This is a genomic window from Bradyrhizobium sp. LjRoot220, assembly GCF_964252915.1.
Classification (GTDB): domain Bacteria; phylum Pseudomonadota; class Alphaproteobacteria; order Rhizobiales; family Xanthobacteraceae; genus Bradyrhizobium.
In genome coordinates this window covers 931525-945500 of record NZ_CAXUPS020000002.1, presented here as the reverse complement: position 1 = coordinate 945500, position 13976 = coordinate 931525, and the positions used below count along the sequence as shown (strand labels likewise).

Sequence of the window (13976 nt, the reverse complement as noted above, 5' to 3'; positions counted from 1 at the left end):
CTAACCCGTGTTACTGGTTGCTGAAGGTGGTGCCCTTCGGCAACGGCAGCACGGCCTCGCGTTGCGCCTGGCTCTTCGGCCACACCACATACGATTTGTCGTCGACATACTGGATCACCACCGGGAACGAGCGCTCATTCTGGCCGGCCATCTGCTGGCCCTCGCCGTAGAACTTGACGCCGAAACCCAGCATGGTGCCGCCTTCGGGCAGGTCGACTTCCAGCGCCGCCTTGCGCAGCGCTTCGGGATCGACACCGCCATATTTTTTGATGGCGCGCGGCAGCACTTCGGTCATGAAGACGTAGGTGTTCGACGCGGCCATGCCGACATGGGCGGAGCGGATGGCGACGCCGGGTTTCGCCTTGTCGAACTCCTCACCCACCATCTTGATGATCGGCGGCAGCTTCGGATCCATCGACTTCTGGTTGGCAAGCCAGATCGAGATCGGATCGGTGTTGAAGACGTAGTTGACGTCGCCGCCAAGCCCTTCCTTCAGCTTCTCGTACACGCCATAGCCCGCGCCATGGCCGACCAGCGCGCCGAATTTCAGGCCCTGCTCGCGCGCCTGGCGCAGCAGCAGCGTGATGTCCGGGTTGTAGCCGGTATGGAACACCACGTCGGGCCGTCCGCGCTTCAGCTTGGTGACGAGCGCGGAAAGATCCGGCGCGGTGGCGGAATAGCCTTCCTTCAGGACGACGTTGAAGCCGGCCTTCTTGGCGCCCGCCTCGTTGCCCTTCGACACGTCGACGCCGTAGGCGCCGTCCTCATGGATGATCGCCACCCGCAGGTCCTTCGGCTCCTTGCCGAACTTTTCCTTGGCGTTCTGGGCGATGAAATCCATCGTCATCAGGCCGAACTGATCGCCGCTGGCCTGTGGGCGGAAGATATATTTGAAATTCTTGTCGGCGAGCACCGCCGAGGAAATGCAGGTGGTGATCCACATGAACTTCTTCAATTGCTCGACGCGGGCGGCCACCGGCACGCACTGCGCCGACGAGAAGAAGCCGAGCAGCATGTCGACCTTTTCCTGCTCAACGAGGCGGATCGCCTCGTTGATGGCGACATCGGGCTTACTCTGCGCATCGGCGTAGACCGCCTCGATCTTGTAGCCTTCGACACCGGTCTTGCTGAAATGGTCGAGCATGATCTTGGCGCCGGTGTATTGCAGCTCGGAACCGCCGCCGGCGAGTGGTCCGGTCAGGTCGTAGATCACACCGATCTTGATTTTCTTTTCCTGGGCCTCGGCGACAACCACCGTTCCCAGCAGCGCCATCGCGGCGGTCAGTCCGACAAACAGGCGTGAAATTTTGTGCCCCGGCATAAATCCCTCCCTGGAAGATTTTGCGTCTTATTATTCTTGACGGCGCCTATCACATGGGGAGTGCAGACCGATGTCAAGCGCATTGGGATGCGTCTACCCAACGCAGGCCAATTTTGAGGCACGCCTGCACGTCAGGGTTGGGGCCCCAGCTGCGCTTCAATGAACGAGGTGACAAAGTGCGGCATCGCTGACGTGAGATCGCGCGTTCCGCGCACCAGATGAATTGCCGATAGTTCAGGCGATTGCTGCAAGGCAAGATTAGCCTCGATCCGGGCGCGCAATGCTTCACCGGGCATATCGACGTGCAGCAGCCGGATCATCGCCAGCGCCGGACCGGTGTAGACGCAGTGCCAATCAGCATCGCTGCGGTAGTCGCCCGCCGCCAGACCGGTTTCCTCCTCGAGTTCGCGCGCCACACTGCCGGATATGTCGAGCGCGCCATCCCTGACGTCATCGAGATCGGGCGTGCCTGACGGAAAATAGATGCGCCCGGCGTTGGAAGTGTGCCGGCCCATCTCACCCAGCAGGAACGCGCCGTCGGCGCAGCGTAGCGCGCCCATCCCGAACCCGTTGAACACGTCCTTGTCGGGAAAACCCCAGTCGCGCCACGCCAGGAAGCTGGCGAAATCGGTTTCGAAATAGCCGGCCGTGAGGTGACTGCCGGCAAAGACCGGATGGCGTCCGAGCAGCACGCGCCCGTTCCACAAATGCGGATTCTCGCGCTGCGCCTGCGCAAAATGCGCATCGATCTCGGCGCGCCGCGCGTCGGCGAACGGCCAGGACCAGGACAAGACCGGCAAATCGAGCGAGACAACGCGATGAATGACCGAAGGTGTCGTGCCATTCATCGCCGCATCGCTTCCTGCATGATGTCACGCACCACTTCACGCTTATCTGGCGTTCGATCCCGTCGTTTTCTTGACCTGATCGACATATTTATTGGTGTAGGTCTTGGTGACGTCGATATTGGCTTTTGCGACCTCGGGCGAGCCTTCGCTGAACACCGCGAGCACGGCATCCGCGCCCTTCGGGTCCATCTTGCCGTTCAAGGAATACATCGGGATCGTGTTCTTCAGCGCCGCCAGATACAGCTCCTTGTTCTTGCCGACGATCTCTTCCGGCATTTTCGCCATGATCTCCTCCGGCGTGTGCGAGTGAATCCAGCTCAGCGTGTTGACGATCGCGGTGGTCAAAGCCTGCACTTCCTTCTCGTGGGATTTGATCCAGGCCGCCGTGGTGTAGAGCGAGCCGCCCGGATATTCGCCGCCGAAAACGCTCAGCGTGTCCTTTTGGGTGCGGGTGTCGCTCAGTATCTTCAAGTCGGGATAGCTGCCCTGCAGTACCGTGACCGACGGATCCAGCATCACGGCCGCGTCGATCTGGCCCTGCTGCATCGCCGCGATCGCGGTGGCACCAAGGCCGACGCCGATGACAGAGGCGCTGGTCGGATCGAGACCGTTCTTCTTCAACAGATATTTCAGGAAGAAATCGGTCGAGGAGCCCGGCGCGCTGACGCCGACTTTCTTGCCGGCCAGATCCTTGATCGAGTTGATTTCCTTGTTGTGCGAGGGCGATACGACCAGCACCAGCCCGGGGTAGCGGTCATAGACCACGAACGACACCAGTTCCTGCTTCTTGGCGGCCAGATTGACGCAATGGTCGAAATAGCCGGACACCACGTCGGCGCTGCCGCCGAGCACGGCCTTGAGCGCATCCGAGCCGCCCTTGAGATCGACCAATTCGACGGCCAGGCCGGCTTTTTCGTATTCGCCGAGCTGCCTGGCCAGCACCGTCGGCAGATAGCAAAGGCACGAACCGCCTCCGATCGCGATGGTGACCTTGCTTTGCGCTGCGGCAAAGCTCGACGTCAGCACCAGCGCCAGTAGCGCCCCGGCCAGCCGGCCAACAATTTTCTTCATGGTTTCCTCCGATGGGTTGCCGGCAGGATAATGCAGCGCACACGCCTTGAGAAGGCGGCTTTGGTGACAATGCGAGGGCCTGTTATTGCAACGCTGGTCCGCTCGCTGCGATTTATTCCATCGCGGATGCGTGGTGTTTCGTCGCGCTGGCGAAGTGCGCCTTCGCGGCGTAGCATTGCCTTGCAAGAAAATACAACCCAGGGGGCCTATCCATGAATCGCATCGCTACGACGCTCGCTATATCAGCCGCTTTCGCCGCCGGCGTCGGCGTTACGCATCTGCTGCGTCCGGCCCATGCCGCCGAGAACATTACAGCGCAGGTCATCTCTACCGGTGAGATGAATGGTGACGCGCTCGGGTCTGCCAATCCCGCCGGGTTCCGCTCCAAGATGTTCGTCTCCGCCGACGGCGTCACGATCTCGATCCAGGACGGCAACGTGCCCAAGCACATGCATCCGAACACCAACGAGATGCAGTTCATCCTCGAGGGCACCGGGACGGTCTGGCTGGGCGACAAGGAAGTCAAGGTGAAGCCGGGCGACCTCGTCGTGATCCCCAAGGGCACCGCCCATGGCGGCACCAAGCCGGACGGACGAACCTTCAAGGCGATCGCGATCAAGACCCCGCCGCAGGCACCGGATGATACGAAGATGCTGAACTGACGCGAGGCGTCATCCCGGGTTGGTGCGCAGCACCAGACCTCAGGTACGCAATTGCGCACCTGAGGTCTGGTGCTTTGTATCGCCCCCGGAATGACGGAGTGAGTCCCTACCCCCTGCTCTCCGTCGCCGTCGGCCGCCATACCAGAAGCCGCCGCTCGACCAGCGTCACGCCGTAGTCGATCAGGATAACGAAGGCGGACAGCACGAACATGCCGGCGAAAACAGCGCCGACGTCGAATACACCCTCGGCCTGCTGGATCAAATAGCCGAGGCCGGCCGCCGATCCCAGATATTCGCCGACAACGGCGCCGACCACCGCGAAGCCGACCGCTGTGTGCAGCGAGGAAAACATCCACGACAACGCCGACGGCCAATACACATGCCGCGTCAACTGCCGTTCGCTCATGCCGAGCATGCGGCCGTTATCCAGCACGGTGGTGCTGACCTCCTTGACGCCCTGATAGACGTTGAAGAACACGATGAAGAACACCAGCGTCACGCCGAGCGCGACCTTGGACCAGATGCCGAGCCCGAGCCACAGCGCGAAGATCGGCGCCAGCACCACGCGCGGCAGCGCGTTCATCATCTTGACATAGGGATCGAACACCGCGGCGACGCGGGGCTGGCGTGCGAACCAGAAGCCGACCAGCACGCCGCCGACCGAACCGATCACGAAGGCCAGGACCGACTCCCACAGCGTGATCATCAGATGCTTCCAGATCACGCCGGTCGCGAACCATTTGTAGACCTGGCTGGCGACATCGACCGGAGTGGAGAAGAAGAACGGCGGCAACAGCATGCGGCCGAACACCGGAACGGTGGCGAAGAACTGCCACAGCGAGAGGGCGACCACGGCGACCATCAATTGCCAGAACAGCAGCGTCAGGCGGGACATCAGCCGGCCTCCGCCACTTGCGAGGACTGCGCGTAGCCTTTCATCACTTCATCCTTCAGCACGCTCCAGATTTCCCGGTGCAACTCGTGGAACTGCTTTTCCATCCGTACTTCCGCGATGTCGCGCGGGCGCGGCAGCGCCACCTTCCAGTCGCCGATGATGCGTGCGCCTGGCCCTGCCGACATGATCACCACGCGGTCGGCCAGCGCGATCGCCTCTTCGAGATCGTGGGTCACGAACAGCACCGCCTTGCGGTCGGCGGTCCATAGTTCCAGCAAGAGATTGCCCATGATCTGGCGGGTCTGGGCATCGAGCGGCCCGAACGGCTCATCCATCAGCAGGATCTTGGGATCGCGGATCAGCACTTGCGCGAGGCCCACGCGTTTGCGCTGCCCGCCGGACAGCATATGCGGATAGCGGTTGCCGAACGCGCCGAGCCCGACCGCCGTCAGCCAGCCCTGCGCGCGCTCCAGGGCGATTCCCCGCGGCGCGCCCTTGATCTCGAGGCCAATGGCGACATTGTCGATCGCGGTCTTCCAGGGAAACAGCGCGTCGGCCTGAAACAGATAGCCGGCGTCCCGATTGAGCCCGGTGAGCGGCTGGTCAAAAATCCGCACCGCGCCTGCGGCCGGCTTCAACAGACCGGCGGCGACGTTGAGCAGCGTCGATTTCCCACATCCGGTAGGTCCTACAATGGCGACGAATTCGCCATGCGCGACTGAAAGCCTGGCCTTTTCCACCGCGGTATAGACCCGCGCGTCGGCAAGGCGGAATGCCACCGTCGCATCGTCAAGCGCGACCGCCGTAGGCTGTACCGTGTTCACTGCATCCCCTCCAGACTTTGCAGCATGCCTTAGCTGTTACGAACGACAAGTTCAACGCGGCAGCACAACGTGGTAGTTGATCCTTTGTAGCTCTGGACACCGCCTTTTTGTCGGCTCGACCGGTCTGCTTTGGCAGCCTGCCTTGCGAACGGGGTTTGCCGATCGACAGACCCATCGCCATCTATCGAATTCGTGTATCTATTGATCCGTTCAGAATTCATTTCGGAGATGTTCGATGAAGCGGGGGTTTCACCTCGTCGGACCGGCGGTACTGCTCGTCATCACGTGGGGCGTGATCTTTGAGATCGGGTTTCGGCTGCAGCAGTATTTCGGCCCGCTGTACGACCTCGAAATGGCGAGTGTCAATTTGAACTGGCAATCCGACGTCCTGAATCATCGCCCGACGCCGGAAGACCAGAATCTGTGCATCTACGGCGATCCGACCGGCTTCAGCTACAAGCGATCCTTTGACGCAAACGGCATCCGGATCATCGACGATCCAGCACAGCAGGCCGAGTGCGAAAATCCGGTTTCGGTCCTGTTCCTCGGCGATTCATTCATGGAAGGCTACGACGACAGGAACACACTGCCGTACCACGTCGCAAGATACTTCAAGACCGAGCGGGCCACCTGCCTGAAAACCTACAATGCCGGCTACACCTCATATTCCCCGGCCATCTTCGTGCCGCAGGCCAAGAAGCTGCTGCCGGTTCTGCGTCCCGACTATATCGTGGTCGACGTGGACGAGACCGACCTGTACGACGATTTTGCGCGATATCGCGGGCTGATTGTGCGCGACGAACACGGACAGAATGTCGGCGTCAAGGCCTCACCCATGGGACGCGAATGCAGTATCGGCCTGATGGAGGCTCGCAAGCATCCCTTGTATCTAATGAGGTTTGCGGCAAAGCTTTGGCACGCCTTTGTGCGCATGCCGGCGGTGATTGAAAAGAACCGGTCGGATTTCACCCTGTTTTCCTATTCGCAGGACCATGGCACTGATCTCGAACGGAAATATGCAGAGCCGTTGCTGAGCTTCAGGAACAATCTGCAGGAGCTGGCTGACGTACTGAAGGATTACACCAAGGATGGCAGCCGGGTGCTGTTCATTTCTCACCCGCACCTTCAGCACTTGAAGCCCGACCCAGCGGGCCGCCTCTGGAACGATCTCGTCAGCTCTTCGGTGCAAAGAATTTGCCTCGCCAACGGCTTTCGCTTCTTCAATGCCACCGAGGCATTGAAGCTGCGGTCCGGATCGCGTCCCGAGCGCTTCTATTGGGGAGGTAACGATATGCATTTCAGTCATGAGGGCCTGGCAGAATATTCCGCTGCGGTCGCAGCGTTTATGGCCTCGGCGATGATCCCGAAGGACTGAGCGCTCAACCTGACGCTTGCCTGGGCCGACGGCCATCCAACGATGTTACGCTTGCCGGTGGCATAAAAAGGCTGGCGCCTGGCTCACGATTGGCCGATTTTTCGGCTATCACTATTTCCCTTTCGGAGAATCCACGTCGAATGCCGGCCTCGTCCCTCATCTCCTACGCGCATGTCGCCAAGACCTTCGACGCCGGCCGGGATGCGCGCGTGGTGGCGGTGGACGACGTCTCGCTCGATGTCGCCGAGGGTGAGTTGCTGGCCATCGTCGGCGGCTCCGGGTCGGGCAAGACCACGCTGCTGCGGCTGGCCAACCGGCTTATCGAGGCCGACGCGGGCCACATCACCGTGGAGGGCGAAGACGTCCGCAATGCCGATCCGATCCTGTTGCGCCGGCGGATCGGCTATGTGTTCCAGAGCGGCGGGCTGTTTCCGCATCTCAGTGTCGCCGGCAATATCGGCATCACGCCAAAGCTGCTCGGCTGGCCTGCGGACGAAATCGCCGCGCGGGTCGATGAACTGCTCGATCTGGTGCGGCTCGACCGCGCGCAATATCGCGACCGGCTGCCGCATGAATTGTCCGGCGGCCAGCGCCAGCGCGTCGGTGTGGCGCGGGCGCTGGCGGCGAAACCGCGTATCGTACTGATGGACGAGCCGTTCGGCGCGCTCGACCCCTTGACCCGCGACGCACTCGGCGACGATTATCGCGAATTGCACCGTCGGCTCGGGCTGACCACGGTCATGATTACCCATGACATGACCGAGGCCATTCTGCTGGCCGACCGCGTTGCCGTCATGGGTGGCGGAAAATTGCTGGCAGAAGGCACGCCGACCGAACTCTCCGGTAGCGGCGATGCTTACGTCGGCGAATTGCTGCGCACGCCGCGGCGGCAGGCGGAACGGCTCGGCGCGCTGCTGCCGCGGGATGGCGCCGCATGAATTTGTTCTCCGATCCACGCTGGAGCGAAGCGCTCGGGCACCTGCCGGATTATCTCGGCAATCATGTCCGCGTCAGCGTTACCGCGCTGGCGCTCGGGCTCGCCGTCAGCCTGCCCCTCGCGATCGTCGCGCGGCATCGACCCGTCATGCGCGGCGCGCTGCTCGGATTTGCCAGCATCGTGCAGACCGTACCCGGACTGGCGCTGCTCGCGCTGTTCTATCCGCTCCTGCTGGCGCTCGCGGCATTGTCGCTATCGTGGTTCGGATATGGATTTTCCGCCTTCGGCTTCCTGCCCGCCGTGCTGGCGCTGGCGCTCTATTCGATGCTGCCGGTGCTGCGCAACACCATCACCGGCCTGCAGGGCGTCGACGCCGCGATCCTGGAAGCCGCCCAGGGCGTCGGCATGACGTCGCGGCAATCCCTGTTCACGGTGGAATTGCCGCTGGCATTGCCGGTCATGATGGCGGGCATCCGCACCGCGGCGGTCTGGGTGATCGGCACCGCGACGCTGTCGACGCCGATCGGCCAGACCAGCCTCGGCAACTACATCTTTGCTGGATTGCAGACCCAGAACTGGGTCTTCGTGCTGTTCGGCTGCGTTTCCGCCGCGGTGCTGGCGCTGGCGGTCGATCAATTGCTGGCGCTGATCGAGAACGGCTTGCGCAACCGCAGCCGGCTTCGCGCTGTTCTTGGCGGCGCCGGCATAGCATTGCTGGTCGCGGCGACGCTGATCCCAGCCATGACGCGCTCTCAAACCAACTATGTCATCGGCGCCAAGACCTTTGCCGAGCAGTATGTGCTCTCGGCGCTGATGGCGCAGCGGATGAGGGCTGCGGGTCTCTCCGCCAGTTCCCGCGAGGGCCTCGGTTCGAACGTGATCTTCGAGGCGCTGGCCTCCAACGATATCGATCTCTATGTCGATTATTCCGGTACGCTGTGGGCCAATCAGTTCCAGCGCAGCGATATCCGGCCGCGCCAGGAGGTGCTCGCGGAATTGAAGACCATGCTCGCCAAACAGAACATCACGCTGCTCGGCGAACTCGGCTTCGAGAACGCCTATTCGCTGGTGATGCCGCGCAAACGGGCCGAGCAGCTCGGCATCCGCAGCATCGCCGATCTGGCGCCGCGCGCGGCCGAAATGTCGATGGCCGCGGACTATGAATTCTTCTCACGGCCGGAATGGGCCGGGCTGAAAAAAGCCTACGGGCTGTCGTTCCGCGCGCAGCGGCAGATGCAGCCGGACTTCATGTATGCCGCCGCAGCCTCCGGCGAAGTCGATGTGATCGCGGGCTACACCAGCGACGGGCTGATCGCGAAATACGATCTGGTGGTGCTGAACGACGTCAAGCAGGCGATCCCGCCCTACGACGCGATGGTGCTGCTCGCCCCCAAACGCGCCAATGATGCGGCGTTGCGCGCGGCGCTGCAGCCGCTGCTCGGCAAGATCGATATCGCCGTGATGCGCGAGGCCAATCTGCGTGCAGCGGGTGGCGACGCGACTTCATCGCCCGATGCGGTGGCGAAGTGGTTGTGGGACAAGATCGGGACGAAGTAGGCGATCTGCGCTAATGTGTCCCGGCCCACGTGGAAACGCGCCGTGAACTTTTCGCGCTCCCTCGCACTGCCTGCCGCGGGAATCGCCGTGATGTCGGGACTGATGTTCGGAATGGCCGATGCCACAGCGGCATCCCTGCCCGCGCGCGTCACCTTTGCGAGTGCCGACGGGCGGACGACGCTGGTCGGTTACGTCTTCATGCCGGAGGCGCCGCATGCATCGCGCACGCCTGCGGTGGTGATGATGCATGGCCGCGCCGGCGTGTACTCCTCGGCCGCCAACGGCAAATACGACGCTTCGACGCTTTCAAAGCGTCATCAGCAATGGGGACGGATCTGGGCTCAGCAAGGCTATCTTGCCATTTTGGTCGATGGCTTCGGCCCCCGCGGGTATCCGCGCGGCTTCCCCCGCTTCAGCTACGATTCCCGGCCCGATGAATTGAATGAAATCACCGTTCGTCCGCTCGACGCCTATGGCGCGCTGGCTTACTTGCGGACCCGCAACGACGTGATCGCCGATCGGGTCGCGTTGCAGGGCTGGTCCAACGGCGGCAGCGCCACGCTGGCGACGATGTCAGCGATCGCGCCCGGCACATCAGCGCCGACGCCCGCAACCGGCTTCCGGGCCGGACTGGCGTTCTACCCGGGCTGCGGCCTGAAAGGCCAGTTCGCCGACGGGATCAAACCTTACGCACCGGTGCAGGTGTTGCACGGATCGGCCGACGAGGAAGTCTCGCCGCGGCGCTGTGCCGAGTTCGTCGCCAAAAGCCAGAGAATCGGCGGCGATATCCAGTTCCAGCTCTATCCCGATGCGACGCATGGCTTCGACGATCCCAGCCCCTCGCGCCAGAGAAACGAGGCCAATGGGTCCGCGACCCGCGACGCGATAGCGCGCGCGGTAGCGTTCTTTGCGGGCGTGCTGAAGCCGTAGGCTTTTGTGCAGGACGGCAGCCTGCCTGAACCGGCGCCTACAGCCCCCGCACCAGCCCGGCGTCGATCAGGAGGCGGTTGAAGCGCCTGGCTTCCGCGCCGTCCTTGCAGGCGTAGAATACGCCCTTGCAGCGGAACATGATGCTCTTCTGCTCCCTGAACGACGGATCGAGCGGCACGCCGGCGGCTTCCTGAATCACCAGCGGGATGTAGGCCGCATCGAGGGTTGCAAGGGCCGACGACAGATCGGGCGGCTGGAAGTTGATTCCATCCAGCGCATAATAGGTCGAGAAGTAGCGTGGATCCGCGGTCATGATACGTTGGCCCAGCGATTTCCGGTCGATGCCGGGCTCGAGCAGTTTCTGCGAGATTGCCGGTTGATGATCGCCGAAGCGCAGCACCAGAAATGATTGGTCCGGATAGTCGCGCGCCAGCCGTGCGGTGAAATCGCGGTAGTCCTTTGCCGTCATGATCTGGCGGCGAATATATTCGTCGATCTCCGGCGTATTTCCCGGCGGTTTCCAGTCCGGCGTCAGGTCGGGCCGGTAGACACTGGTCCAGGGAAAATGATTGGCCGTGAGATAGACGAACATGAAGACCGGCGACTGTGACGATTGCTGGTCCGCGAACGCCTTCAGAGCCTGGTCGAAGTAGAACTTGTCGGGCTGCATGTCCTCAGCGACGCCCATATCCGCCATGTCGAGGAATCGCTCGACGCCGAGACCCTTCTGGAACGCCCGCGCGCTGAGGAAGTCGCCATAGGTCGGATAGAGCGAGACGGTCTTGTAGCCGCAACGCTGCAGCGCCTGCGGCAGGCCGCGCTCGATCCGGTTCGCGGTGATCCTCGTGACGTAGAACTTCAGATCGCCGAACGACCGCACCGACATGCCGGTCAGGACATTGAACTCGGTGTACCAGGTCGGACCGCCGGTCGCCTCGGCGATCATGGTCCGTTGCTTGCCGTCAGCGGACTTGAAGTAGTCGGCATACCCCGGCGGCACCTTGACGCCGGGCGCGGCTGAGATGTCGAAGCTGGACTCGTCGAGCAGCAGGATGATGTGCGGCCGCTTTGCCGTGGCGTCGCATTTTTCGTCCGGCGACAGTGCCGTCCGGCCTGTGGCATGCGCTCCCGGGGCCAGGCCAAGCGAGCCGCTCGCCGGCGGATCGGCCTCGATCCATCCGGTCGAGGCCAGCCGCGACACCGCAACCACGCCCGAGCGCGCCAGACTGGAAATATGATTGACGCCCTGGAACGGCTCCCACGCCTGCTCGGGTACTGCGACCGACATCGCCGACATCGACACGGTGGTGGCGGCAAGAACCGCCAGCACAGGGCGGCGACCTGCGCGAAGCGGATCGACGCGCCAGATCGCCCACAGCAGCGGAACGGCAATTACTGCCGCTACGATCAGTTGCGTCCGCAACTGTGGAAACACCGAGAGCAGGAACGACAACGTATCGCGATCGATGATCAGGAAATCGAGGAACGTCAGAGTTAGCTGCAAAATGTCGGACTTAAAGCGCGACAGCACGATCAGCAGCACCACCAAAACAAGCCCCAGCGCAGCGGCAATGCCGGGCCGCGGCAGCACCAGCAGCAAGAGACAATTCACAAAGACCCACGCCAGCGCCGAGAGCGTGATGCCAAAAAATCCGTATTCCGTGGTGAGCAGGACCGCCAGGGCCGCAAGATGCAGCGCGGCGACCACGCCGACGCCGGCATAGAACCAGGCCCCGCGCGATGCTGTATCGCCGGCCCGGCTTGCTGCTGGTTTGACGGAGGCTGGAATACTAACCCTCCTGCTGGCTAGAGGTTTTTCACGAAACCGGCGTCGATCAGAAGCCGGTTGAAGCGTCGGGCTTCTGCGCCGCCCTTGCAAGCATAGAACACGCCCTTGCAGCGCAGCATGATGCTCTTCTGCTCCGTAAAGGAGGGATCGAGCGGGATGCCGGCGGCCTCCTGGACCACCAGCGGCAGATAGGCCGCGTCGACCGTTTCCATCACCGCGGGGCTCTTGACCGGTTCGAAATTGATGGCGTCGATCGCGTAATAGGTCGTGAAATAGCGCGGATCGTAATTCTCGAACTTCTTGCCGGCGGCGATCTCGTCAATACCGGGATCGAGGACATGGGACGAAAATTCCGGCTGATGGTCGCCATAGCGCACGATCAGAAACGGCTGTGCCGGAAACTTCTTCTTCAACCCGGCGACGAACGCCGCGTAGTCGTTGGCGCTCATGGTCTGCCGGCGGACATATTCATCGACCACAGGCGTGTTGCCGGGCCTGGTCCAGGACGGCGTCAGGTCGGCGCGAAACGGTTTCTCCCACGGGAAGTGATTGGCGGCGAGATAGACGAAGATGAATTGCGGGTTCGTCGCGGCGTTCTGCGACAACAGGCTCAGGGCCTTGTCATAAAAGAAACTGTCGGGCTCGATGCCCTTGGCGCCGAGATCGCGAGCGTCGTAGAAATTCTGGATGCCGGTGGTGGTGTGGAAACCGCGCGCGCTCATGAACGCGCCGTGGGCCGGATAGAGCGAAGTCGTGCTGTAGCCGCAGCGGCGCAGCGCCAGCGGCAAGCCGCGCTCGACACGGCCCGCCGCGATGCGGGTCACAAAGTAGGAAAACCGGCCGAACGAGCGCGACGACAGCCCGGCCAGCACATTGTATTCGGTGAACCAGCTCGCCCCGCCGCTGCTTTCGGCCACGAACTTGCGCGCCTTGCCATCGAAGGAGTCGAAATGGCTGCCATAGCCCGCCGGGACCTTGATGCCCTGCGCCTGCCGAATGTCGAAACTCGACTCGTCATGGACCATGATGATGTGCGGCCGCCGCCCCGCCGGGGCGCATGAATCCACCAGCGGCACCTTGAGGCGGCCGGCGGCAACGGCGTCGGATTCCATGAAACCGTAGTTGGCGAAATCCGAGACCGCAGTAACGCCGGAACGGGCAAATTTGGACAGGTAGCCGTCGGGATAGTAGCTGCGCCAGGCATCATCGGGCCACGTAAAGGAATATCCTGCGAGCGCGGCAAGGCAGGCGAGCATGCCCGCCAGCGCCGGCAGGCGGCGGATGCGGAACGGATCGAGCCACCACAGCGCGTACATCAGGGGAATGGTGACGAGGCCGGTCAGGATCACCGACCAGCGCAGGTTCGGGAAAATCGTAAACAGGAATGCGGCACTGTCGCGATCGATCACCATCAGGTCGACGAAGTTCGCGGTCATCTGCACGACGCCGTGCTTGAACTTCGACAGCAGCACCAGCACCACGACCAGCGTCAGCGACAGCGCGCCCGACAGCGCGGGCCGGCGCACTAGCGCGATGAACAGCAGGTTCAGGATGCCCCAGGACAGCGCGAAGCCGACCCGCCCGGCGAAATCCGGTTCAGTCTGGTACATGATTGCCACCGCGGCGGCATGCGGCGCAGCGACGGCCAATAGCCGCCATGCACCGATCGCGGCGATGCCGGCGGCGACCGCAGCAATTGCGGAGGGACCTGGGTTTGGCGCGGGCGCCATGGATGGGACGCAACACTGCCCGGCGCAATGCAAATGC

12 protein-coding genes are annotated in these 13976 nt (G+C 62.7%); 5 read left to right on the top strand and 7 right to left on the bottom strand.

The annotated features are described in order from the left end of the window. Positions 1-10 precede the first annotated feature (10 nt). From ACSQ84_RS13145 to ACSQ84_RS13135, 3 genes are all read right to left on the bottom strand, one after another. A complete protein-coding gene (locus tag ACSQ84_RS13145) occupies positions 11-1273 on the bottom strand; it encodes an ABC transporter substrate-binding protein (protein ID WP_436212281.1) in 1263 nt (420 codons plus the stop codon). A 179-nt stretch (positions 1274-1452) separates the two neighbouring features. Further along, positions 1453-2169 (bottom strand): NUDIX hydrolase, encoded by a 717-nt coding sequence (locus ACSQ84_RS13140; protein WP_436212069.1) that lies wholly within the window; start codon positions 2167-2169, stop codon positions 1453-1455. A 42-nt stretch (positions 2170-2211) separates the two neighbouring features. Beyond that, complete coding sequence (locus ACSQ84_RS13135; protein ID WP_436212068.1) at positions 2212-3240, bottom strand: ABC transporter substrate-binding protein; 1029 nt, start codon at positions 3238-3240, stop codon at positions 2212-2214. Between the two features lie 212 nt (positions 3241-3452). Between ACSQ84_RS13135 and ACSQ84_RS13130 the strand changes: the two genes are divergently transcribed. Continuing rightward, positions 3453-3902: a cupin domain-containing protein gene (locus ACSQ84_RS13130; RefSeq protein ID WP_436212067.1), complete on the top strand. Its 450-nt coding sequence runs from the start codon at positions 3453-3455 to the stop codon at positions 3900-3902. Between the two features lie 106 nt (positions 3903-4008). Here ACSQ84_RS13130 and ACSQ84_RS13125 read toward each other — a convergent pair whose 3' ends face one another. Then, complete coding sequence (locus tag ACSQ84_RS13125) at positions 4009-4797, bottom strand: ABC transporter permease (RefSeq protein ID WP_436212066.1); 789 nt, start codon at positions 4795-4797, stop codon at positions 4009-4011. Further along, positions 4797-5621, bottom strand: a complete 825-nt coding sequence (locus ACSQ84_RS13120; protein WP_436212065.1) for an ABC transporter ATP-binding protein — start codon at positions 5619-5621, stop codon at positions 4797-4799. Before ACSQ84_RS13120 ends, ACSQ84_RS13125 begins: the two co-directional genes overlap by 1 nt. A gap of 235 nt (positions 5622-5856) precedes the next feature. Here ACSQ84_RS13120 and ACSQ84_RS13115 point away from each other — a divergent pair, with 235 nt between their 5' ends. From ACSQ84_RS13115 to ACSQ84_RS13100, 4 genes are all read left to right on the top strand, one after another. After that, on the top strand, positions 5857-6996 hold the full coding sequence (locus ACSQ84_RS13115) for a hypothetical protein (protein ID WP_436212064.1): 1140 nt from the start codon (positions 5857-5859) through the stop codon (positions 6994-6996). 140 nt (positions 6997-7136) lie between these two features. Then, positions 7137-7934, top strand: coding sequence for an ATP-binding cassette domain-containing protein (locus ACSQ84_RS13110; RefSeq protein ID WP_436212063.1), 798 nt, complete (start codon positions 7137-7139; stop codon positions 7932-7934). Next, the gene (locus ACSQ84_RS13105) at positions 7931-9490 is read left to right on the top strand and encodes an ABC transporter permease/substrate-binding protein (protein WP_436212062.1); all 1560 of its coding nucleotides are present in this window, start codon (positions 7931-7933) and stop codon (positions 9488-9490) included. Before ACSQ84_RS13110 ends, ACSQ84_RS13105 begins: the two co-directional genes overlap by 4 nt. Before the next feature lie 42 nt (positions 9491-9532). Beyond that, entirely contained in the window at positions 9533-10420 is an 888-nt protein-coding gene (locus ACSQ84_RS13100; RefSeq protein WP_436212061.1) for a dienelactone hydrolase family protein, read from the top strand. Positions 10421-10457: 37 nt separating this feature from the next. Here ACSQ84_RS13100 and ACSQ84_RS13095 read toward each other — a convergent pair whose 3' ends face one another. After that, positions 10458-12128 carry a sulfatase-like hydrolase/transferase gene (locus ACSQ84_RS13095; RefSeq protein WP_436212060.1) on the bottom strand — a complete coding sequence of 557 codons (1671 nt, stop codon included), beginning with the start codon at positions 12126-12128 and terminating at the stop codon, positions 10458-10460. Positions 12129-12226: 98 nt separating this feature from the next. Then, entirely contained in the window at positions 12227-13939 is a 1713-nt protein-coding gene (locus ACSQ84_RS13090; protein WP_436212059.1) for a sulfatase-like hydrolase/transferase, read from the bottom strand. Positions 13940-13976: the final 37 nt, after the last annotated feature.

Excerpts from the sequence above, each read along its gene's own strand:
- ACSQ84_RS13145 (WP_436212281.1), bottom strand. The coding sequence starts at position 1,273 with ATGGCGCTGCTGGGAACGGTGGTTGTCGCCGAGGCCCAGGAAAAGAAA.
- ACSQ84_RS13140 (WP_436212069.1), bottom strand. The coding sequence starts at position 2,169 with ATGAATGGCACGACACCTTCGGTCATTCATCGCGTTGTCTCGCTCGAT.
- ACSQ84_RS13135 (WP_436212068.1), bottom strand. The coding sequence starts at position 3,240 with ATGAAGAAAATTGTTGGCCGGCTGGCCGGGGCGCTACTGGCGCTGGTG.
- ACSQ84_RS13130 (WP_436212067.1), top strand. The coding sequence starts at position 3,453 with ATGAATCGCATCGCTACGACGCTCGCTATATCAGCCGCTTTCGCCGCC.
- ACSQ84_RS13125 (WP_436212066.1), bottom strand. The coding sequence starts at position 4,797 with ATGTCCCGCCTGACGCTGCTGTTCTGGCAATTGATGGTCGCCGTGGTC.
- ACSQ84_RS13115 (WP_436212064.1), top strand. The coding sequence starts at position 5,857 with ATGAAGCGGGGGTTTCACCTCGTCGGACCGGCGGTACTGCTCGTCATC.
- ACSQ84_RS13110 (WP_436212063.1), top strand. The coding sequence starts at position 7,137 with ATGCCGGCCTCGTCCCTCATCTCCTACGCGCATGTCGCCAAGACCTTC.
- ACSQ84_RS13105 (WP_436212062.1), top strand. The coding sequence starts at position 7,931 with ATGAATTTGTTCTCCGATCCACGCTGGAGCGAAGCGCTCGGGCACCTG.
- ACSQ84_RS13090 (WP_436212059.1), bottom strand. The coding sequence starts at position 13,939 with ATGGCGCCCGCGCCAAACCCAGGTCCCTCCGCAATTGCTGCGGTCGCC.